The 24144-nt window shown below is 33.2% G+C and carries 18 protein-coding genes; 15 read left to right on the top strand and 3 right to left on the bottom strand.

Going from position 1 to position 24144, the window contains the following annotated elements:
- Window positions 1-68 precede the first annotated feature (68 nt).
- Window positions 69-1580 (bottom strand): glutamate--tRNA ligase, encoded by a 1512-nt coding sequence (gene gltX / locus ICJ83_RS03770; protein WP_188229008.1) that lies wholly within the window; start codon window positions 1578-1580, stop codon window positions 69-71.
- Window positions 1581-1675: 95 nt separating this feature from the next.
- Between gltX and ICJ83_RS03765 the strand changes: the two genes are divergently transcribed.
- From ICJ83_RS03765 to ICJ83_RS03720, 10 genes are all read left to right on the top strand, one after another.
- The gene (locus ICJ83_RS03765) at window positions 1676-5056 is read left to right on the top strand and encodes a DUF4175 family protein (protein WP_188229007.1); all 3381 of its coding nucleotides are present in this window, start codon (window positions 1676-1678) and stop codon (window positions 5054-5056) included.
- Complete coding sequence (gene ybeY, locus ICJ83_RS03760) at window positions 5049-5459, top strand: rRNA maturation RNase YbeY (RefSeq protein WP_188229006.1); 411 nt, start codon at window positions 5049-5051, stop codon at window positions 5457-5459. Before ICJ83_RS03765 ends, ybeY begins: the two co-directional genes overlap by 8 nt.
- 86 nt (window positions 5460-5545) lie before the next feature.
- A complete protein-coding gene (mnmG, locus tag ICJ83_RS03755) occupies window positions 5546-7417 on the top strand; it encodes a tRNA uridine-5-carboxymethylaminomethyl(34) synthesis enzyme MnmG (protein ID WP_188229005.1) in 1872 nt (623 codons plus the stop codon).
- Window positions 7418-7517: 100 nt separating this feature from the next.
- A complete protein-coding gene (locus ICJ83_RS03750) occupies window positions 7518-8378 on the top strand; it encodes a class I SAM-dependent methyltransferase (protein ID WP_188229004.1) in 861 nt (286 codons plus the stop codon).
- 228 nt (window positions 8379-8606) lie between these two features.
- Entirely contained in the window at window positions 8607-9122 is a 516-nt protein-coding gene (locus tag ICJ83_RS03745) for an OmpH family outer membrane protein (protein WP_188229003.1), read from the top strand.
- 142 nt (window positions 9123-9264) lie between these two features.
- On the top strand, window positions 9265-11640 hold the full coding sequence (locus ICJ83_RS03740; RefSeq protein ID WP_188229002.1) for a TonB-dependent receptor: 2376 nt from the start codon (window positions 9265-9267) through the stop codon (window positions 11638-11640).
- A 3-nt stretch (window positions 11641-11643) separates the two neighbouring features.
- Window positions 11644-12498, top strand: a complete 855-nt coding sequence (locus tag ICJ83_RS03735; RefSeq protein WP_188229001.1) for a DUF4249 domain-containing protein — start codon at window positions 11644-11646, stop codon at window positions 12496-12498.
- Window positions 12499-12785: 287 nt separating this feature from the next.
- Window positions 12786-13298 carry an RNA polymerase sigma factor gene (locus tag ICJ83_RS03730; protein WP_188229000.1) on the top strand — a complete coding sequence of 171 codons (513 nt, stop codon included), beginning with the start codon at window positions 12786-12788 and terminating at the stop codon, window positions 13296-13298.
- A 52-nt stretch (window positions 13299-13350) separates the two neighbouring features.
- Window positions 13351-14271 carry a FecR family protein gene (locus ICJ83_RS03725; protein WP_188228999.1) on the top strand — a complete coding sequence of 307 codons (921 nt, stop codon included), beginning with the start codon at window positions 13351-13353 and terminating at the stop codon, window positions 14269-14271.
- A gap of 74 nt (window positions 14272-14345) precedes the next feature.
- The gene (locus tag ICJ83_RS03720; RefSeq protein WP_188228998.1) at window positions 14346-16700 is read left to right on the top strand and encodes a TonB-dependent receptor plug domain-containing protein; all 2355 of its coding nucleotides are present in this window, start codon (window positions 14346-14348) and stop codon (window positions 16698-16700) included.
- Here ICJ83_RS03720 and ICJ83_RS03715 read toward each other — a convergent pair whose 3' ends face one another.
- Window positions 16701-17855, bottom strand: a complete 1155-nt coding sequence (locus ICJ83_RS03715) for a DNA polymerase III subunit (protein ID WP_188228997.1) — start codon at window positions 17853-17855, stop codon at window positions 16701-16703.
- 162 nt (window positions 17856-18017) lie between these two features.
- Here ICJ83_RS03715 and ICJ83_RS03710 point away from each other — a divergent pair, with 162 nt between their 5' ends.
- From ICJ83_RS03710 to ICJ83_RS03695, 4 genes are all read left to right on the top strand, one after another.
- The gene (locus ICJ83_RS03710) at window positions 18018-18866 is read left to right on the top strand and encodes a T9SS type A sorting domain-containing protein (protein WP_188228996.1); all 849 of its coding nucleotides are present in this window, start codon (window positions 18018-18020) and stop codon (window positions 18864-18866) included.
- 179 nt (window positions 18867-19045) lie between these two features.
- A complete protein-coding gene (locus ICJ83_RS03705) occupies window positions 19046-20233 on the top strand; it encodes a phosphoglycerate kinase (protein WP_188228995.1) in 1188 nt (395 codons plus the stop codon).
- A gap of 79 nt (window positions 20234-20312) precedes the next feature.
- Complete coding sequence (locus tag ICJ83_RS03700; protein WP_188228994.1) at window positions 20313-21875, top strand: LysM peptidoglycan-binding domain-containing protein; 1563 nt, start codon at window positions 20313-20315, stop codon at window positions 21873-21875.
- Window positions 21876-21895: 20 nt separating this feature from the next.
- Window positions 21896-22903 (top strand): DUF4837 family protein, encoded by a 1008-nt coding sequence (locus ICJ83_RS03695; RefSeq protein ID WP_188228993.1) that lies wholly within the window; start codon window positions 21896-21898, stop codon window positions 22901-22903.
- Between the two features lie 71 nt (window positions 22904-22974).
- Here ICJ83_RS03695 and ICJ83_RS03690 read toward each other — a convergent pair whose 3' ends face one another.
- Window positions 22975-23154, bottom strand: a complete 180-nt coding sequence (locus ICJ83_RS03690; protein WP_317173253.1) for a Sec-independent protein translocase subunit TatA/TatB — start codon at window positions 23152-23154, stop codon at window positions 22975-22977.
- Window positions 23155-23273: 119 nt separating this feature from the next.
- On the opposite strand from ICJ83_RS03690, the gene ICJ83_RS03685 reads away from it, so the two are divergent.
- Complete coding sequence (locus ICJ83_RS03685) at window positions 23274-24143, top strand: M23 family metallopeptidase (protein WP_188228992.1); 870 nt, start codon at window positions 23274-23276, stop codon at window positions 24141-24143.
- Window position 24144: the final 1 nt, after the last annotated feature.

Genomic DNA, 24144 nt, shown 5'->3' with positions numbered 1-24144 from the left:
CAAAATTTAGTTTATAAAAAAGCCATCTTCGTTTAAAGATGGCTTTTTTAATGTTATAGAGTATCAAATTATAATTGTGAAATTACAGATTGAATTCTTTTTATGGTTTCATTTTTACCAATCATGTAAATTATATCAAAAACATCAGGACCTTGTAACGCCCCAACTAAGGCTAAACGTAAAGGCATCATTACCTGACCAAAACCAATACTGTTAGAAGTTATCCAACCTTTAATCTCATTTTGAAGAGTGTCAACAGTAAAATCTTCATTGGCTTCAAGTATTGTAATAACCTGAGATAGAATTTCCTTAGTACCTTCTTTAAATGCTTTTTTAGAGGCTTTAGAATCATATTCTGTTGGAGCAATAAAGAAGTAATGACTTAATTCCCAGAAGTCGCTAACAAATGTCGCACGTTCTTTAACGAGACCGATAACCAACGAAATATAATTAATATCAATATGAGCTATTTCAGGTTGTTGGGATTTAAATGATTCTGCTAATTCGTCGTTATGCTGTTCTTGCATATAATGGTGGTTAAACCATTTAATTTTATCGGGATCGAAACGAGCTCCTGCTTTATTGACACGTGCTAAATCGAACGATTGTACTAATTCTTCTAAACTAAAAATCTCTTGTTCCGTACCTGGATTCCATCCTAAAAAGGCTAAAAAGTTTACTACAGATTCGGCAAAGTAGCCATCTTCTTTGTATCCACGTGATACATCGTTTGTTTTTGGATCTGTCCATTTTAGAGGGAATACAGGGAATCCTAATTTATCACCATCACGTTTGCTTAACTTTCCTTTTCCTGTTGGTTTAAGAATTAATGGTAAATGAGCAAATTCTGGAGCTTGCCATCCAAAGGCTTCGTACAATTGGTAATGTAATGCTAAACTTGGCAACCATTCTTCACCACGAATAACGTGGGTGATTTCCATTAAATGATCGTCTACAATATTTGCCAAATGGTATGTTGGCATTCCATCACTTTTAAAAAGTACTTTATCATCTAAAATATTAGTGTCTATTTTAATATCACCACGGATAATATCTTTTAAATGAAGCGTTTCATCTTGAGGGCTTTTAAAACGAATAACATAATCCTCTCCAGCATCTAATTTTGCATTTACCTCTTCAGCGCTTAGCGATAGTGAATTGTTTAATTTTAAACGATTATGCCAATTATAAATGAAAGTTTTTCCTTTTTCCTCATGATCCTTTCTATGTGCGTCTAAGGCTTCGGCTGTATCGAATGCATAATATGCTTTGCCATTAGCTATAAGTTGCTCGGCATAAGATTTATACAAATGTTTGCGTTCACTTTGTCTGTATGGGCCAAATTTTTCGTTTTTGTTAATTCCTTCATCATAAGGAATGCCACACCAGTTTAAAGCATCTATAATGTATTTTTCGGCACCATCCACATAACGATTCTGGTCGGTGTCTTCTATTCTTAAAACAAAAGTGCCGTTGTGTTTTTTAGCAAATAAATAATTAAATAATGCAGTACGAACACCTCCTATATGTAAAGGTCCTGTTGGGCTGGGTGCAAAACGCACACGAACATTTTTAGTCATGTTTGAAAAATTTGCTGCAAAGATACAATTAACACATTATTATAAACACTCTAAAAAATAAAATTGTAGATTTATAGGTTATAAAGCCAATATCTGTGACCAATTTTAACAATATATTACGAAAGCTTGAAGCCTTTATAAAACGTTATTATTATAATGAATTATTAAAAGGGGCTATATTATTTTTCTCAATAGGTTTTTTATATTTTCTATTAACATTATTCATTGAATATGCGTTATGGTTACCTACACATATTCGCACACTTTTATTTTGGCTTTTTATATGTGTTGAAGTTGGATTATTGTTAAAATTTCTAGTTTGGCCACTCGCTAAATTATTTAAAATTCAAAAAGGTATAAATTATGAGCAAGCTTCCAGAATTATCGGAAAGCACTTTCCTGAGGTGAATGATAAACTTTTAAATGTTTTACAACTTCATCGTAGCGATAACAAGAATGAGTTATTATTAGCAAGTATTGAGCAAAAATCGGTTGAGCTGTCACCAGTTCCTTTTAAACTCGCAATTAATTTAAATACCAATATTAAATATGTGAAGTATGCTGCTATTCCTGTTGTTCTCTTATTGTTAATTTTTATTAGTGGAAAAGCGGATGTTTTTGGTGAAAGTTACCAAAGAGTCATGGATTATAAAACGGCCTATGAACGACCAGCACCATTTAAGTTTTTTGTTGTTAATGAACATTTAAATGCAGTAGAAGACGATAATTTTAAGCTTGAAGTGAGAACCACAGGTGATGTGATTCCTGAGAATGTTGAAATAGTTTTTAATGATGAATCCTATTATTTACAGCAGAAGGGTTCTGGTGCGTTTGAATATGTTTTTTTAAGTCCTAAGGAATCCATAGAATTTCAACTCACGTCAAATAATGTAACATCAAAGCCATATCGATTAAATGTTGTTAAAGTTCCGAGTTTGTTGGATTTTCAAATGCATTTAAATTATCCATCATATACTAAAAAACAGAATGAAATATTAAAAAGTACTGGTAACGCTATTGTTCCTGAAGGCACAAAAATTGAATGGCGGTTAAATACAAAATCTACTGAAGAAGTAACGCTTATTGCAAACGATACTGTGCTATTTAAGCGAGATAATAGTGTTTTTTATACCAATAGGGAGGTTAGAAGGTCACTAAATTATACAATTAGTACCAGTAATGAACACTTGAAAAATTACGAAAGTTTAGGATTTAGTATTAACGTGGTAAAAGATGCTTTTCCCGAGTTAAATGTCACAAAAAAAATGGATAGTTTGGATTTACAAACTCTTTATTTTTATGGACAGGTTAGTGATGATTATGGTTTACGAGATTTACAATTGATTTATTATCCGGTAGATAATCCTCAATTGGTTTCCAAGGTGAATATTGATATAAAGAAATCCAATTTTGATGAATTTATATCAGCATTTCCAAATGATTTGGAAATAAAAGAAGGGATGGCGTATGAACTATTTTTCGAGGCCACAGATAATGATGCAATTAATAATTATAAAAGTGTTAAATCTGAAGTTTTCTCCTATAGAAAACGTACTGAGAAAGAAGAAACAGAAAAGCGTTTAAATGAGCAAAAGGAAACCATTCATGACTTAAATAAATCTCTAGAATCTTTTGAAGAACAGGAGAAGCAGTTAGAACAATTGTCAAATACACAAAAGGAAAAGGAATCTTTAAGTTTTAATGACAAAAGGAAGATAGAATCGTTTTTTGAGCGGCAAAAGCAGCAAGATGAAATGATGAAACTATTTAATAAAAAACTTAAGGAAAATATTCAGAAAATTCCTAATAATGAAAATGATAGTTTTAAAGAAGATCTTGAAAAAAGACTTGAAGAAAATGAACAAAAACTTAAGCAAGATGAGAAATTATTAGAAGAACTTGAAAAGTTTAAAGACAAAATTACTAAAGAACAATTGGCTAAGCAATTGGATGAACTAGCTAAACAAAATAAAAATAAGAAACGTAGTTTGGAACAATTGGTGGAACTAACGAAACGTTTTTATGTACAACAAAAATTAGATAGGTTGCAGCAGGATTTAATGAAACAGGCTATAAATCAAGATAAGTTATCAAATCAAAATAAAGATGAAAATACTAAGGAAAAGCAGGAAGATTTAAACAAGGGTTTCGAAAAATTAACCGAAGAACTAAATGAACTCAAAAAGGAAAATAAACAGTTAAAAAAGCCATTGGATGTACCTCAAGATAAATTAGAGGAAATGGATATAAAGGAAGAACAACATAAAGCTTTGGATGGTCTCGAAAAATTAGAAGAAAATAAACCTGGTGATAAGAATGGAAATGAGAATCAAACTAAAGAAGGTGGACTTAACGATGTAAAAAATAGTCAAAAGAGGGCTGCTCAAAAAATGAAAAAGTATGCCGAGAGCATGCAAATGTCTATGCAGGGTAGTAGCGGAGATCAATTGCAAGAGGATGTAGAAATGCTGAGACAAATATTAGATAATCTTGTTCTATTTTCTTTTGATGAAGAAGCGTTAATGAATCAGTTTAAAGGTATTGAAGATGGCCATAGTAAGTATGCCAATTATTTAAAAACACAAAATAATCTTAAAGAACATTTTGAGCACGTTGATGACAGTTTGTTTGCGTTGTCGTTGCGTCAACCTAAATTATCGGAGCAAGTTAATAAAGAAATTACAGAGGTGTATTATAATATAGATAAAGCATTGAATTCCTTATCTGAAGGACAATTGTATCAGGGCATTTCAAGTCAACAATTCACCATAACAGCAGCAAATAATCTTGCTAATCTCTTAAGTACTATTTTGGATAATATGGAAGAACAATTGAACATGTCTGCAAGTTCTAATGGACAAGGTGATATGCAGTTGCAAGATATTATTATGAGCCAGGAAGAATTAAATAAGATGATGGAAGAGGGAATGAAGAAGGGTGAAGAAGGTGAACCAAAGCAAGAGGAGTCCGAAGGCCAAAAGGAAGGACAGAAAGACAATAAAGGAAAAGAGAAAAGTGGTCAGGAGGGTAATGATAGTAAGGATGGTGAAGGTAATAATGAAGATCTTAATGGGTTGTTGTATGAGATTTATCAGAAACAACAGGAGTTAAGAAATGCTTTGGAAGAAAGGATTTCCAATCAAGGTTCTAATTCTAATACAGATCGTCTTACAAGATCTATGGAGCAGATTGAACTTGATTTATTGAATAAAGGTTTTAATCAGCAAACCCTTCAACGTATGACTAATTTAAAGCATCAATTATTGAAGTTAGAAAAGGCTGAATTCGAACAAGGAGAAGATAATAAAAGAAAGTCAGATACTAATCTTTCGCAATTTAAAAACAGTACTTCTAATCAACTACCAAATGCAAAACAATATTTTAATACTACTGAAATATTGAATAAACAAACATTACCTTTGCAGCCGGATTATAAAAAGAAAGTTAAAGTATATTTTAAACAACAGGATGATTAATTTTAATTACGAAACAGATTTTAAAATAGATAATGAAGACCAAATAACAAATTGGATTGTTACTGTAATTGAGACAGAAGGTTTTAAGTTAGAAGAAATAAATTATGTGTTTTGTGATGACGATTATTTATATAAACTGAATGTTGAATTTTTAGATCATGAGACACTTACTGATATAATTAGTTTTGATTATACTGTTGGTAAGTTAATACAGGGTGATATATTCATATCAGTGGAGCGTGTTAAGGAAAATGCTCAAGATTTTAATGTGCCTTTCAATAAAGAGCTTCAAAGGGTTATAGTTCATGGTGTGTTACATTATTGTGGTTATAAGGATAAATCAACTTCTGAAGCTAAGTTGATGCGGGAAAAGGAGGATTACTATTTGGAACAGCTTGCATAATATTCAGTAAATCAATGTATATTTGCAAATTCAAAATTTAAAAATCGGTTAGTGTTCCACGTGGAACACATAAAAAAAATAACGTTATGTTTAATGATGTTTATGATGTTATAGTTGTTGGTGCAGGTCATGCAGGAAGTGAAGCTGCTGCTGCTGCTGCTAACATGGGGAGTAAAACATTACTTATTACCATGAACCTTCAAAACATTGCTCAAATGTCTTGTAATCCTGCAATGGGTGGTATCGCAAAAGGGCAAATTGTTAGAGAAATTGATGCTTTAGGAGGGTATAGTGGAATTGTTTCCGATACTTCAGCTATTCAATTTAAAATGCTAAACAAATCTAAAGGACCGGCGATGTGGAGTCCAAGAGTGCAAAGTGATCGTATGCGTTTTGCAGAAGACTGGCGCATGCTTTTAGAAGGTACTCCAAATTTAGATTTCTACCAGGAAATGGTTTCAGGTTTACTCATAGAAGGTAATCAAATTGTAGGTGTAAAAACATCCTTAGGAATTGAAATAAAAGCGCGTTCGGTGGTATTAACCAATGGAACATTTCTAAACGGTTTGATTCATATAGGTGATAAAAATTTCGGTGGCGGTCGGGCAGGAGAGAAGGCCGCAACTGGTATTACGGAACAACTTGTGGATTTAGGTTTTGATTCTGGTAGAATGAAAACAGGAACACCGCCACGTGTAGATGGACGTTCTCTGGATTATTCAAAAATGACTGAACAGCCAGGGGACGATAATCCTGAAAAGTTTTCTTATTTAGATGTTACAAAACCATTAACAAAACAACGCTCTTGTCACATGACTTATACAAGTGAGTTGGTGCACGATTTGTTACGTGAAGGGTTTGACAGGTCGCCAATGTTTAATGGTAGAATTAAGAGTTTGGGTCCACGATATTGTCCATCTATTGAGGATAAAATTAATCGTTTTGCGGACAAGGACCGACATCAATTATTTATTGAACCGGAAGGTTGGAATACGTGTGAAGTTTATGTAAATGGTTTTTCAACTTCGCTTCCAGAAGATGTACAATTTAACGCCTTACGTTCTGTAGCTGGTTTTGAAAATGTGAAATTTTTTAGACCTGGCTATGCTATCGAATATGATTATTTTCCACCTACGCAATTAAAACACACGTTAGAAACTAAGATTATAAATGGACTTTATTTTGCTGGGCAAATTAATGGTACTACCGGTTATGAGGAGGCAGCTTCTCAAGGACTAATGGCTGGTATTAATGCAAGTTTAAGAGTTCAGGAAAAGGAACCGTTTACCTTAAAAAGAGATGAAGCTTATATTGGAGTATTAATTGATGATTTAATAACAAAAGGTACAGAAGAACCTTATCGCATGTTTACGTCTCGTGCGGAATACCGAACATTGTTACGTCAGGATAATGCGGATTTAAGATTAACTCCAAAAGGTTATGACCTAGGTCTGGCTTCTGAAAAGCGTTTACGACGTATGGAGGAAAAGCATGAAGCGGCTAAAGAATTTGTGTCCTTTTTTGAAGCGACAAGTGTAAAACCTGAGGAGATAAATCCTATTCTTGAATTAAAAAAATCGGCACCAGTAAAACAATCTGGAAAATTATTTAAAATTTTTGCCCGTCCTAATATCGAAATGGATGATGTTAGAAATATTGAAAGTGTAGAGAATTATATTCAAGAAAATAATTTAGATCGTGAAATTATAGAGCAAACCGAAATACAAGTAAAGTATTCGGGGTATATTGCAAAAGAGAAAAATAATGCCGATAAATTGAGTCGTTTGGAATATGTAAAAATTCCTGAGAACTTCGATTATTCTAAAATTAAATCAATGAGTTTTGAGGCTCGTGAAAAATTAAAAAAAGTACAACCAACTACAGTCTCTCAGGCATCACGAATTAGTGGTGTTTCTCCTAATGATATTTCTGTTTTATTAGTTTATATGGGAAGATAAATTTTAAACGTTCCACGTGGAACGTTTAAAAATATGTTGGATAAAACAGAAAGTTATTCGCGATAAAATCGTTTAAACTCATTAAAATTTAGTTTTATTCGTGGTAAAAGAAAACACAAAAAACGTGTATTTAAAAGTAAAAGACCATTCTGTTTCTGGAGAGGAGTTTAGTTTAATTGAAAATTCTGAATATGGATTTTTGGAAACGCATCCGCAACCCGATTTAAAATTACTTCCTCAATATTACAAAAGCGACGATTATATTTCGCATACCGATGCGAAACGAAATGTTTTTGAAAAAGCGTATCATCTTGTTAGAAGTTATGCCTTAAACAAAAAACTGCAATTAATAAATTCATTGCAAACCGATTCAAAAATTATTTTGGATGTTGGTTGTGGTACAGGTGATTTTTTACAAACAGCAAAAAAAAATGGTTGGTCTGTTTTTGGAATTGAACCAAACCTAGAGGCTAGGGGAGTTGCAAACAGGAAAACCAATAATGCTGTTTTTGATGTTAATCAGTTGTCCAAATTTGATTCCCATAGTTTTGATGTGATTACGCTTTGGCATGTTTTAGAACATTTACCAAATCTTGAAGTACAAATTAAATGTTTTAAAAAAGTACTAAAACCAAATGGTACTTTAATAATTGCTGTTCCAAATTATAAAAGTTACGATGCGGTATATTATAAATCCTTCTGGGCTGCTTACGATGTTCCAAGACACCTTTGGCATTTTAATGCAAAATCAATAGCTTCATTATTTTCAAAAATTGAAATGCATGTTAAAAACATTATTCCAATGCCTTTCGATGCGTTTTATGTGAGTCTCCTTTCTGAAAAGTATAAAACGGGAAAAATGAATTATCTCAAAGGTTTTGTTATTGGATTGCGCTCTAATATAAAGGCTATATCCTCAAAAGAAGCTTCTTCTTTAATTTATGTCTTGAAAAACAAATAAATCTAATTTTAAGGGTTTATTTTGGTTTTTTAGTGTGTTTTGCAGGGAAACACTAGACTTAAAAATAAAAACGTCTTAAAACGTCTTAAAACACGTTATTTTATATAAGTTCCTTTTATTGTATGTTGTTTTAGATATAGGAATTATTTATAATCTAAATAAAATATAAAATTTATCAACTTAGGCATTACTTTATTACATTTGAATTTAAAATTTAACAAACCTAACATGAAAAGAATTATTTACTTGGTAGCAATTGCCATTGCATTTTCTTCTTGCCAAAAACAGGCAAAAATTGGTTTTGTAGATAACGGAACGGTTATTAACGACTATCAAGAGAAGAAGGATGTTGAAACTAAATATGAAGAAAAGGAAACTGCTTTTAGAAAAAGGGCCGATAGTATAGGGCAGGCGTTTCAACTTGAAGCGCAAGAAAAGCAAGCTCTAGCACAACGTTCATCTCAGGCCAAGGCGCAGCAAATAATGGAACCGATTTATAAAAAGCAGCAGCAATTGCAACAACAAATGCAAATGGAGCAGCAAATGATGCAAAAGGAATTCCAGGCGGATATCGATTCTGTAATTAATCATGTTAAAGCGTTTGTGAAAGATTATGGCAAGAAAAATGGTTATACTTATATATTAGGTACAAGTGAAGCAGCCGCTACAGTAATGTACGGAACTGATGATAATGATTTAACAAAAACGATAACCGATGCTTTAAATGAGGCATACAAGAAATAATAGAATGAATTAATTCAAATAAACGGGCTCAGATTATTATCTGAGCTTTTTTGTTTGTGGCTTTTTTCTTTCATTATAAATTAATCCAGTTTAGGAAAATATCAATATTGATTTTTAAAATAACTTTAAGAAAGCAATTTATATGAGGCACATTGCGATATGCATAAGTATGTTATTTAGCTGTTTAATATGGGGGCAAGAAAAGTACACAATAAGAGGTACCTTAAAGGACATCTCCAATGGAGAAACGTTAATAGGGGCAACTATTTTCTTGCAAGGCACCAATAATGGTTCGATTACCAATGAATACGGTTTTTATTCATTAACAGCTCCAAAAGGAAATTACACCGTAATAGTATCGTATCTAGGATATAATACCATTACTAAAACAATTGATTTAAATGCAGATACCACTTTAGATTTTGAATTGGAGGAGTTTTCTACCTCTTTAGATGAAGTGGTTGTGGTTGCTGAAGAACCTGAACAAATTGCTATTAGAAAACCTCAAATGAGCGTTTCTAAGCTTAATTCCGGTACTATTAAACAAATTCCGGTGGTGCTGGGAGAAGTAGATGTTTTAAAGTCAATTCAAACACTTCCTGGGGTTACGAATAACGGCGAAGGTTCGGCTGGATTTAATGTAAGAGGAGGTGCGGCCGATCAAAATTTAGTGTTATTAGATGAGGCGATTATTTATAATACATCACACTTTTTTGGTTTCTTCTCGGTGTTTAATGCTGATGCGATTAAGGATATAAAGCTTTACAAAGGCGATATTCCTGCCAATTTTGGTGGGCGTGTATCATCTGTTTTAGATGTAAGGCAGAAAGACGGAAACAGCAAAGACTTTAGCTTTAATGGCGGCGTAGGATTAATTTCAAGTCGGTTAGCGGCCGAAGGTCCAATATTAGGCGATAAAGGCTCTTTTTTAGTTGCTGGTAGAGCTTCATATGCACATCTGTTAATGAAAATGATAGAAGATTTAAAAGATGATAAAATCTCATTTTATGATTTAAATCTAAAAACCAATTATCAAATAAATGATAATAACAGGGTTTACCTTTCGGGTTATTTTGGTCGTGATGTATTTAACCTTTCAAGTGTTATAAAAAACAATTACGGTAATGCATCGGGTAATTTAAGATGGAACCACATATTTAGCGACAAACTGTTTTCTAATTTATCCTTTATTTACAGTAAGTATGATTACCAAATTATACTCGATTTTATTGAACTCGACTGGTTAGCCGATATTAAAAATTATAACCTCAAATACGACTTAAAATATTACTTAAATGATAAAATAAACCTTGATTTTGGTGTTAGTGGTATTACTTATAATCTAAATCCTGGAGAAATTGAGCCGAGTACCGAAACCTCGTCCATTAATTATTTAAAATTAGATGAAAAAAGGGCTTTTGAAGGAGGATTATATGTAAGTGCAGAACACGAAATTAGCAATAAATTGTCCATGCAATATGGATTAAGATTATCTTCTTTTTTCAGATTAGGCGGACAAAGTATGACTAATTATGTTAACGATCAGCCGGTTGTTTATAATTCTAATTTGGATATTTACGAACGCGGTGAAGCTCAGGATGAAACCTATTATGAAAAAGGAGAGAGTATTAAGAAATTTAACAATTTGGAGCCGAGATTTGGACTTTCTTATCAGCTTAATAATAATACGGCTATTAAAGCGAGTTACACCAGAGCGGCTCAATATTTACATTTGCTCTCTAATACATCCTCGGTAACACCCTTAGACGTGTGGACGCCTTCAGGTCAATACATAAAACCACAACTTTCCAATCAGTATGCAATAGGTTATTTTACAAAATTCAAGAATAACACCTATGCTCTTGAATTAGAATCGTATTACAAAACGGTCGATAATAGAATTGATTATATCGACGGATCGGACCTGATTGGAAATAACAATATAGAAACCGAGATTTTAAATGGAGAGGCTCGTGCTTATGGTTTAGAGCTATTACTCCGAAAAAATAAAGGAGATTTCACCGGTTGGTTTGCTTACACTTTATCAAAATCAGAACAACGTACGCTCGGAGGTAAAGCTGGCGGGCCAGGAATAAATGGCGGAGCCTGGTATAATACTCCTTTTGACCGAACTCATGATATTTCGATAACAGGAAATTATAAACTTAACGATAAGTGGAGTTTTGGTTCTAATTTAATATTTCAAACAGGCCGTCCTGTAACGTATCCTAACGGACAATATACCTATGAAGGTCTTTCGGTAGCTACTTATGCAAATAGAAACGGAGATCGACTTCCAAGTTATCATAGGTTAGATTTATCGGCAACGTATAAGCCTAATAAAAAGCCTGATAATAATTGGAAAGGAGAATGGGTATTTGGCATTTACAACGTATATAATCGTAGAAATGCGGCTTCAATATCATTCCGCCAAAGCGACCAAACTGGACTTAATGAAGCGACACGTATTTCAATTTTTGGTGTTATTCCATCTGTTTCATATAATTTTAAATTTTAAAAAATGAAGAAGTCATATTTTAAACATATAGCAATTCTGGTGGCAGCGGGTTTAAGTTTGTTTTCCTGCGAAGATGTTATTGAGGTAGACGTTCCGGAAGGCCAAATAAGATTGGTTATTGAGGCCTCTTTAGACTGGGAGAAAGGTACACAAGGGAATAATCAAACCATTAAATTGAGTACCTCTACGCCATTTTTTGAAACAAACACCAGCACCTCTGTAACTAATGCTACTGTTGTGGTTACAAATACGGATACGAATGAGGTGTTTAATTTTACAAATCAAAACGATGGTACCTATACAACAACAGCTTTCAACCCGATTTTGAATAATTCGTATCAACTTGAGGTTATTTATAATAATGAAACATATCGAGCTACCGAGACACTAATGTCAGTTCCTGATATTAATGAAGTCAATCAATCTGTATCCGGAGGGTTAGATGAAGATTTATTAGAAGTAAATATCTATTTCGATGATCCTGCTGGTATTGATAATTATTATTTTATTCGATTTTATGAAGACGGTGATTTATTTCCTTATTTAGAAGTTTTTCCAGACGAGTTTTCCGATGGAAATGAAATTCGTTACTTTTTTGAAAAGGAAGATGATGAGGATAATGATCAAGCCGAATTTCAACCTGGAGATACAGTAGATATTGATTTTTACGGGATATCAGAAGGATACTTTAACTATATGCGTATTCTTGTTGAGCAATACTATTCGAGCGGAAATCCATTTTCTTCAAATGGTGTAAACTTAAAAGGAAACTGTGTTAATGTAACTAATAAGGAAAACTATTCTTTCGGATATTTTAGAGCCAGTCAGTTTGAAAGAACCAGTTACACATTTCAATAAAAAACTTAAAAGTGAAAGGATGCGAATTTGAAACAAAGTTTAGTTTATAAAGTTTGTAACAAATTCGCTATTCACTTCTCTAACTTAAAACATTCCTGATGTAGGTTAGCTATAATGCTAGATTTGGGGTTTACATTGGGAACAAAAAAAGGCTTAATGACTTAAGTAAAATTTAACTTATGTTAAGTCTTTCGTTTATTATAGAACAGTTAAAGTCTTCGATACCCTACTTTTTATTTATATTTTTTTAAATTTGGATGTCTAGCCCCTTAGGATTTTAGCAAATTATGGATCATAAAAACAAATCTGTTTGCGAACAAAATGTCTTTCAAAGTATTTATAATCAGTATTCTGACCTCTTATATCGATTTATTTATTACAAATGCGGAGATCGGCAGCAAGCTGAAGATATTGTTCAGGAAACATTCATTAAACTTTGGAAAAATTGCTCTAAAGTCCTGTTTACAAAAGCCAAATCATATATATACACGGTAGCAAGAAATTTGTTTTTAAATGAAGTAGCACATCAAAAAATAGTTTTGGAGCATCTTAATTTACAAGAACAAAAAAACGATTCAATCACACCTCAATATTTGTTGGAAGAAAAGGAGTTTTTGGGGAAATTAAAATTGGCTTTAGAAAAGTTACCCGATAAACAACGCGAAGTATTTTTGTTGAGTAGAGTAGATCAAAAGAAATATAGTGAAATTGCCGAGATTGTAGGTATTTCGGTTAAGGCTGTTGAAAAGCGTATGAGTCAGGCTTTGCAACAGTTAAGAGATCAATTAATTGATAATTAAAGTAGGGTACAACGGGTTTAAACTGTTTTAATGATATAACAACTATTCAGCAATGGAAGATTTTAATAAAGATGAATTATTTTTAGCGAGATGGATTGCTGGCGAATTAACAGCTGAAGAACTCGAAAAATTTAAGAATAGTAAGGATTACGAGATTTACAATAAAATCAATACGGCTACCGAAAGTATTAAAGGGCCGCAGTTTAATAAAATTGCTGTCTTTAATAAAATTGCAAATCGAACGTTTAATTCAAAAGATAATTCTAAGGTAAAATCGATTTCCAACTGGGCTTATATCGTTGCCGCAACAATTATTTTAGCCTTTGGGATTTTTTATTTCACTTCAAAAGATACACAATACGAAACAGGTTTTTCCGAAAAACTTGCTATTGTACTTCCCGATCAATCCAAAGTGCAGCTTAATTCAAATTCTAATATTTCATTTAAATCCAGAAACTGGAAAAACAATAGAGTAATTCAATTTAATGGCGAAGGGTTTTTCGACGTTGAGAAGGGGACGTCTTTTAAAGTTATTACCAATCAAGGTGAAGTAGAAGTTTTAGGTACCGAATTCAATGTAATCACACGCAATATGTATTTTGAAGTGTTGTGTAAAGAGGGTAAAGTTCGTGTAACAAGAAAAAATACGGGAGAATCTAAAATATTGCATCCAGGTAACGCTGTTCGAATATTTAATGATACCATTGAAACCTATAACTTTAATTTAAAAGAACCACTTTGGGTGGAAGGCGAAAGTTCTTTTTTTAACACCCCAATACAACAGGTTTTAATTGCTTTAGAAAATCAATACAATATTTCTTTCGATACCTCAAACGTTGATGTAAATAAGCGTTATACAGGAGGCTTTATTCATGATGATTTAAAATTGGCTTTACGCACTGTTTTAGTGCCTATGGAATTTGGGTACTCCCTTAATTCTGAAGAGGGTAAAATAGTCCTCAAATCAAAATAATCTTTCGTAAAATCGTAATAATATTAATTTATTTTAAATTTAGACTTTAGTTTTAACAAACTTTAGCCGAATTAATGACATATAAACTGGTATTATTTTTCTTTTTTATCTCATTTTTAATGTCTTCTCAGGTAAAGGTATCTGTAAATTATTCAGATGTGCCTTTATCGGAAGTGCTATTAGATTTAGAATCGAAATTTAATGTGAAGTTTGCCTATAATGCAAACTCCATAGGTCAGCAAAGTATTTCCCTAATAGCTCAGGAGTCGTTATTAGAAGATATTTTAATCGATATAGAGTCCATTTCTGATATATCGTTTACAAAGGAGACTAAACGTTATTATACAGTAAAAAAAATAAAGGATAAAAGTTTAACCGATACACAGCGTTTGCAGCGTGTTGTAGTTAAAAAATATATTGCCTCTGGTATAAGTGTCAATAACAATGATACCTCCATACAACTATCACCCAAGCGTATAGAAGTTTTACCGGGTTTAATTGAGCCCGATGTATTACAAACTATTCAGCTACTGCCTGGTATTCAAAGTCCTACCGAAACGGCTTCTGGTTTATTTATTCGTGGTGGCACCCCAGATCAGAATTTAATTTTATGGGACGGTATTAAAATGTATAACTCTGGGCATTTTTTTGGCACCATATCAGCATTAAACCCTTATATAACAGAAGATATCAAGTTATATAAAAATGGAACTAACGCAAAATATGGTAATAGAATATCGGGGGTTATTGATATTGCTTCTGATTCAGATTTAACATCAAAGTTTTCAGGAGGCGCAGGGTTTAATATGACTCATGGTGATGCGAATGTAAAAATTCCGATAAATGAAAAAGTTGGAATTATGTTAGCAGCACGTCGTTCTATTGCTGATATTGTCGATACAGAAACGTTTAAGAATTTGTCCAAGCGCGTATTTCAGGAAACAAAAATTTCAGAAGGGAATAAAGTCTTTGAAGATGATAATGTAACGACTACCATGGATTTATTTTATTTTAATGACGCGACACTAAAAGCCATCATAAACCCAAATGAGAATAACAGTATAGTGTTTAGTAATATTATCACAAAAAATAAATTAGATTATGGCTTTTTGATTGAAGAATATGATGAAGCTTCACAAGACCAATTAGATATTAGAAATGAGGGGTCTAGCTTGGCGTGGAATCGAAAATACAATAATTCTTTTTCACACGACATTAATGCTTATTATTCAAATTACAACTTAGAATATCAAGGCACAAATAGCATTACCAACGAGTTTAACGATAGACTTTACAAACAAAATAAAGTTACCGATGCCGGCATCTCTTTTAATGCGAATTATGTGTTAGATAGTATATCGAAACTTGGTTTTGGATATCAATATGCATCAAACAACGTAAAGTATGAACTGAGCTTTGAAGACAGTGAGAGTCCGGAAGATAATTACTTTGAAATGAGGGATAAAACGAATAATAGTCACGCTATTTATGCCGATTATAAATACACAATAAGAGATAAGTGGTTGGTTAATATAGGTGGTCGCACCAATTATTTTTCTTCTGTACGTAGATTTTTCTTAGAGCCTCGTGTGCAACTCGAAATGTATATGTCTCCTGCGTTTAAAATTAAAACATCCGTTGAAAATTTACATCAGTCCGTAAGCCAGGTGATTGAATTTAATACACAAGAATTTGGTTTAGAAAATCAGATTTGGGTTATTTCTGATACAGAAGAAACACCTGTATTAAACAGTTTGCAAATTACTTCGGGGGTTGTGTTCAACAAAAACAATTGGTATTTAGATATAGAAGGATATTATAAAAAAATAAATGGTCTAACGTCATTTACGCTGGGTTTTGACAACATAGACGATTTCTTCTCAAAGGGTAAAAGCAAAATATTTGGTTTAGATGTGCTGTTAAAAAAGAAAATTAATAGCTATAACACTTTGTTTAGTTATTCTTTTATGGATAATGATTTTACGTTTAACAGTTTAAATGATGGCGATCCATTTTCAGGAAATTCCGATATCACACATCATGTCATTTGGTCGCATAGTTACGACTGGAAAAATTTTAAAATGTCCCTAGGATGGAATTTTAGAACAGGTATTCCTTACACTAGGGCAAACGGGTTAATAGAAACCAATGAAGGGCCTGAAATCGATTTTGAGGCTACCAATGGTGCTAGACTACCCAATTATCATAAATTAGATTTTTCGGTAATCTATGGCTTTAATTTTACTAAAAACAGCACCTGGCGTGGAAAAGTAGGTCTGTCGTTCTTAAATATTTATAATCAAAAGAATGTATTAAGTCGCAAATATGAGATTAGGCAAAGCGCCGAGGACGATAGTTTTGTTTTAAGGGAAATCAATAAAAATGCTCTTGGATTTACGCCAAACCTGTTATTGCATGTCAACTTTTAATTATTCAGCTTTTTTGTGTAACAATCGCGTGAGTTTAATTGATAAATCGGTTAAAATGATTTTGGAATTTCCGTTACGCTCAATGTGATATATCGCATCCTGTAGTTCATTACTAATATCCATAATATTATTGCCATGCACAAAAGGCGCAAATTTTTCTAACTTAAAAGATTCGGTCTTCGGTTCCAGAAATACTAAATTGTTGGCGCTATAATTATAAAGTAAAGCTTGTCGGAAAAAATCAATGCAAAATTGAAGAAATTGTTTTTGGGTTTCCCTACCTGTTTTAGCAATGTCTTCACTCCAAGAAATTAAATCGTGAATAGCTGCTTTATTGCCTTTAGCCTTAAAGGCGCTTCGAACCCAAAAAATAAACCAGGTTTCAAATTGAATATCTTCGGAATCCTGATACACTAAATCGCAGGCTTTGTTAAAATTACCATTAGATTGATGCGCAATTTTGCTCGCGGCCGTATCGTTTAAATCGTATTTTGATTTAAGTGCTTCTTTTATGGCTTGTTCGGCCAATGGAGGAAAATGGAGTATTTGGCAACGAGAACGAATCGTATTTATAATTTGTTCTTCATCTTCGGCAATAAGAATAAATATAGTTTTTGATGGAGGCTCTTCAATAAGCTTTAACAGTTTATTGGCTGCTGCGGTATGCAGTTTTTCGGCCATCCAAATAATCATTACTTTATAGCCTCCTTCATATGATTTTAGCGATAAGGATTTTATAATATCCTGCGCCTCGTCCACACCAATTTGCCCTTGTTTATTATCAACACCCAGATATTTATACCAATCAAACAGATTACCGTAGGGCTGCTCTTTCAGCATTAAACGCCATTCTTCGAGATAGTGACTCGAAACAGGATGACTTTTAGCTTTATCGCTAGTTGTAACAGGAAATGCGAAATGTAAATCGGGATGTGAAAGATTACCAAACTTTAAATTACAGGATTCGTTTCCGGTGTTATTTTCTCCATTGCTATTCTTGCAAAGTATATATTGCGCATACGCAATGGCCATTGGTAAAGTGCCCGAACCCTCTGGGCCTACAAACAATTGTGCATGTGGTATTCTACCATTATCAACACTTTGTGTTAAATGGGATTTGATATAGTCTTGACCTAAAATTTCAGAAAATAACATGTGACAAATATAACCGAATTCATAAAAGATTAACTAAAAACAATTGCAATAAGGCTAATTAAAAAGCCGATTATCGAGTTTGTAAGGCATTTTTCCGTTTTTAATTTAGATTTGAATCTCCCTCGTTAATCTATTAAGTTTAAGTGAATTAAATTAATAATTATGAACAGAATTATAATAGCCTTTCTTATGTGTGTGGCCTGTTCATTTATGGTTCAAGGGCAAGCTTTTAAGCAAGATTTTGATGATACGAGCAGCGATAGTTGGGGTTTCACTTCGAATATTCCCTTTTATGAAAAAAATAATGGAACCGATATTTGGGGAAAATTTTCTAAAGCCAATGGGCGGATTCCACAAGCTTTTTCGGGACGAAACTATATAGCCGGACGCGATTTAGATAACGAGCATACACAAAAGTTAACCGGAAAATCTTCACCAGAACATATCCTGTTTTTCGACCCTATCCAATTAGCTGGGGTTGCCGCCGAAATTAAATTTCATGTGCAGTATGTTAATCTTAAATCCTCAGATTATATTTATTATGAAGTGGCCTATAACGATGGCGATAATTGGGAGACTTACGATGCCCATGAAGATATTTTTAAAACATCATTAGACGGTAAATACAGTTCCAGAGGGTGGAAAGAGGTTAAGTTTAATGTGCCTGCGGGGTATGAAAATGTTCGCATGAGATTAGTTATTTATCAAAATGGTAATGCTTATTTAGGATTCGATGATTTTGAATTAAATATGAAAACTTTATCGGCAAATCATATTAAGATTGACGGATTTTCTTTTGGTCCTAATCCAACCAGAGATGTCTTAAACCTTAAGGCCAATGTGATTTTAGACCAGATTTCTATTTATAATGTTTTAGGCAAGCAGGTACTGTCTCAGCTATGTAATAACTCTGAAGTTCATTTAGATGTTTCAAATCTTCCAAATGGCATTTATATCGCTAAAATAGATTCGGGTAATACTTCAGAAAGTATAAAAATAATTAAGAAATAATACGCTATTCAATAATAATTAGTTAGCCGTGTAAATTGCATGATTTACTCGGTTTTCTTTTTTAAATGATCGAATTTTAAAAAAATCTTTTAAAAGCTACATCGTTTTCGTGAAAAAAGGCGTTTTAAACCTGTTTTTAATTAGTTACATTTGTGAAACAAAATAAATTAACAATTCAAATGAAAACGCTAAACGATTTTAACTTCAAAGATAAAAAAGCATTAATTCGAGTAGATTTTAATGTGCCTTTAGATGAAAAATTCAATGTAACAGATACCACGCGTATCGTTTCTGCTAAACCGACCATTATAAAGATTTTAGAAGATGGAGGTAGTTGTATTTTAATATCGCATTTAGGACGTCCAAAGGGTGTTCAGGATGAATTCTCTTTAAATCATATCGTTGCTAAAGTTTCTGAAATTTTAGGTGTTGAAGTAAAATTTGTTACCGAATGTGTAGGTGAAAAAGCCGAAGCAGCAGCTGCAAACTTACAACCAGGAGAAGTGTTGTTACTAGAAAATTTACGTTTCCACGGTGAAGAAACTGCAGGAGATAAAGATTTTGCTTCTCAATTGGCAAAATTAGGAGATATTTATGTGAATGATGCTTTTGGTACAGCACACAGAGCGCACGCTTCAACAACAATAGTAGCGCAGTTTTTTCCAGAAAATAAATGTTTTGGAAGTTTATTGGCTCAAGAAATCGAAAGTATTGATAAGGTTATGAAAACAGGAGAAAAACCTGTTTTAGCCATTCTAGGAGGAGCAAAAGTATCTTCTAAAATCACAATTATAGAAAACATTTTAGATAAGGTAGACCATTTAATTATTGGTGGTGGTATGGCCTTTACTTTTGTAAAAGCACAAGGAGGTAAAATAGGAAATTCTATCTGTGAAGATGATAAAATGGATTTAGCTCTTGATATTTTAAAACAAGCCAAAGCAAAAAATGTACAGGTACATATTCCAGTAGATACTATAGCAGCAGATGCTTTTAGTAATGATGCCAATACACAAGTGGTCGATATTAACGCTATACCAGATGGCTGGGAAGGTGTAGACGCTGGTCCGGCATCCAGAAAGCAATTTCATGAGGTGGTAATGGCATGTAAAACGATTTTATGGAATGGGCCTTTAGGGGTTTTCGAGATGGAGAGTTTTGCTCAGGGAACTATAGAATTAGGAAATTCTATCGCTGAAGCAACTAAAAACGGAGCGTTTTCTTTAGTAGGCGGAGGAGATTCTGTAGCTGCCGTTAAACAATTTGGATTCGATGATAAAGTAAGTTATGTAAGTACCGGCGGTGGAGCTATGTTAGAAAGCTTAGAAGGAATTGTTTTACCCGGAATTGCTGCAATCCAGGAATAAATAGGATTAAGTTTTTAATTTAGCCTAAAAAATACGATTTTAGCCATATTATCGTTCAATAATGTAATGAATTGATTTTATGGCTTTTCGCTTTTTTATAATTATGTGTTTTGTGATGTTTTCGAGTGCATACTCGCAAACAAATGATGTCGTTGAAGTAAAACAGGATAGTATTTCTTACAATAAAACCAAGCAAAAGGACTCGTTGGTAGACGCTGCGACTCCTGTGGTTACTAAAGTTTTATTTCAAAATGATTCCCTTTTAATTCAGAAATTTGAAGATCATTTTCTTGCTGCTGAAATAGACGAAAAGTGGCTAGAAGAATTATACAGTAATTCGCTGTACGATACCGTGTATAATACGGTAACACAATTAGATTATAAAACCGTCGACTACCCAGAATTACCCACCGATACGCTTAAAGCGCGACTAGCTTTGTTAAACGCTAAAACGCCATTTAATGTTGAATACAACCCTAGTCTTGAAAGTGTTATTAAGCTTTATTTAAAAAATAGAAGGGAACTGCTGCAACGCTTAATAAATTTAAGCGCGTTTTATTTTCCAATGTTCGAAAGGGAATTAGATAATTATAATATTCCGCTTGAAATTAAATATTTAGCAGTAGTAGAGTCGGCACTTAAACCAAGAGCAAAATCTAGAGTTGGAGCTACCGGACTTTGGCAGTTTATGTTTAGCACTGGTAAAATGTATGGCTTAGATGTTAGCAGTTATGTAGATGAACGTAGCGATCCTATAAAATCTACCGAAGCCGCTGCAAAATACTTATCAAAATTATATGAGATATTTGGCGATTGGGATTTAGCCTTAGCGGCGTATAATTCAGGGCCGGGTAATGTATCGAAAGCAATTAGACGTTCAGGCGGGTATCAAAATTATTGGAATATCAGACATAATTTACCTCGGGAAACAGCAGGGTATTTGCCTGCATTTCTGGCTAATATGTACATATTTGAGTTCGCCGAGGAACATGGTTTTACCAAGCCAAGGCCTGAAGTGGCATATTTTGAAACCGACACTATCCGTGTTAAACAAATGATAACCCTCGATCAGGTGGCCGAAGTTACAGGGGTGCCGATGGAAGAGCTGCAGTTTTTAAATCCATCCTATAAGTTAGATATCATTCCTTACATTAAGGATGAAAACTATACGTTGCGATTACCTCGAACAGTTATTGGGGATTTTGTTACCAATGAGGAACAAATATATGCATTTGCTAAAGCAGAATTCGATGCACGAGAAAAACCATTACCTCAATTTTTTGATGCTGATGCCAAAACCGTTTACAAAGTAAGATCCGGTGATTTTTTGGGCAAAATTGCTAGAAAATATGGCGTAAGAGTAAGTCAGATAAAACAATGGAATGGTTTAAGAAGTAACGATATTAAAATAGGTCAACGATTAACTATATATCCTAGAAACCCGCATATGGCAGTAAACAGTAGCCAGTCATCTAGCGCTATTACTGGAAAAGTAACCACGTATGTGGTAAAAAGCGGGGATACTTTATGGGGCATTTCTCAAAAATTTCCTGGAATTTCTGTTCAAAATATTAAAGATTGGAACGGTATTAGTGGTAATAATTTAAAACCAGGAATGAAGCTTAAACTTTCTAAAGGATAATTCCTTAAATTTATCGAACTATGAAAAACTATATTGTTTCAATATTAACTCTACTTCTTATAATGTCTTGTGGCGATAAAAAATCGTCCGACAAAAAGATTATTTTAGATTCATCAGGAAACATAAATAATGTTTCAGTAATAATTGAAAATGAACTGTGGGGTGGTAGTATTGGTGATGCAATAAGAGAAGTGCTTGCCGCGCCTGTTTACGGCTTACCTCAAGACGAGCCTACATTTACGTTAAGTCAGATTCCTCCATCGGTTTTTTCCGGTTTTGTTACCAGAAACCGCACAATTTTAAAAATACAATTAAACAAAACGGCCGATGTTAAAATTTCAGATAATGTATATGCCCAACCTCAAAAGGTGATAACTATAACCGGTAAAGATAGGCAAGAGGTAATAGGGTTAATCAAAGAAAATGGCGATAAAATTGTCAGTATTTTTCGAAAAATGGAATTGGATGAAAGACAGCGTCAAATGGCTAAGTCACCGCACAAGCATGAATCTATTAAAGAAAAATTAGGTCTTACTATTAAATATGATGCTGCATATTTTTTAGCAAAAGAAACCGATGGGTTTTTCTGGATTCGAAAAGATATAACTACGGGTACAACAAACCTGATGATTTTTGAATTACCGCTCTCTGCAATTAAGCGAAACGATAGCTTAGGAAGTCGAATAATTAAAATAAGGGATTCCATTGCTAAAATATATATTAAAGGTAGGCAAGATGGTGAAATGAAGGCGAATGGCGAAAAAATAGAATCTTATATGACAACCGAAATGGCTTATGCGCCATTTGTTTCAGAAACAATAATTGATAATAAACCAGCTATTGAAACTCGAGGTATTTGGGACTTAAAAAATGATTTTATGGGAGGCCCTTTTTTAAATTGTGCAATTGAAGATAAAACCAATAACCGATGGGTTGTGATTGAAGGTTTTGCCTTTGCACCTTCGGTAGAAAAGCGCGATTATATGTTAGAATTGGAATCTATCATTAAATCGGTAAAAATAGAATAGAGTTTGTTTAAATATGGATACAAAAAAACCAGCTAACTAGCTGGTTTTTTTGTGTATCGATAAGAGATAATTTATTGTTTATCTTCTTTTTTTTCGTCTTTGCTCGCGTCTTTAAACTCTTTAATGCCACTCCCAAGTCCTCTCATTAATTCAGGGATCTTTTTGCCACCAAATAATAATAAGACTACAACGACTATTAAAATAATCTGAGGAGCTCCAATCATTCCTAAAAAAATACTTGATGAAATCATAATAACTAATTTTGTTCCACAAATGTAATAATTAAAAGTGTAATAAAATCGTTATTAACAATAACTTTAGAATAAAGGAAAGTCAATATGCAGTTATTTTAATTATTTTTGTTTTCACCATGAACGATAAAAAGAAAAGACCCAAAAAAATAAAGCGCAAATTACTCGATAAATATCGCTTGGTAATTCTTAACGAGAATACATTTGAAGAACGTTTATCACTCAAATTAACACGCTTAAACGTGTTTGTTTTGGCGTCGTTGTCGGCTATTTTTTTAATGTTTATTACTTGTTTAATTATTGCCTATACGCCGTTAAGAGAATACATTCCTGGATACTCTTCTACAGCCTTAAAAAAGAAAGCTACAGAACTAAGTTATAAAACCGATTCGTTGCAGCGTGCTTTAGCTTTAAACGATAGGTATTTTCAATCTATAAAACAGGTTTTAAAAGGCGATGTAAGCGCTAGCGATGTAAATAAAGATAGTATCATACAGGCAGTGAAACTGGAAGCGAGTCAAGTGGATTTTGCGCCAAGCGCCGAAGATTCTTTATTAAGAGAAAAAGTAGATAAAGAGGATAAATATAATCTTTTTGAATCGGCCACATCGTCTTCTAATTTTATATTGTTTTCGCCTGTAAACGGAACGATTAGTGAACCCTATAATTTAAAGGATAAGCATTACGCAGTCGATATAGTAGTGGCAAAAAACACCCCAATTAAAGCGGTTGCCGATGGTATTGTTATTTTTGCTGAATGGACGGCAAGTACCGGATATGTTATTATTATAGAACATAGTTACGGGTTAATTTCGGTGTATAAACATAATGCGTCTTTAACTAAGGCACAAGGCGATTTAATAAAAGCAGGCGAGGTTATTGCAACCTCTGGTGACGAAGGTGAATTATCGACAGGGCCACATTTACATTTTGAATTATGGAATGACGGCTATCCGGTGAATCCAACAAATTTTATAGATTTTAAATAAT

This window comes from Aestuariibaculum sediminum, assembly GCF_014596945.1.
In the GTDB taxonomy this organism is placed as follows: Bacteria; Bacteroidota; Bacteroidia; order Flavobacteriales; family Flavobacteriaceae; genus Aestuariibaculum; species Aestuariibaculum sediminum.
The sequence above is the reverse complement of the archived record's forward strand: the minus strand, read 5'-3'. Positions and strand labels throughout refer to the sequence as shown.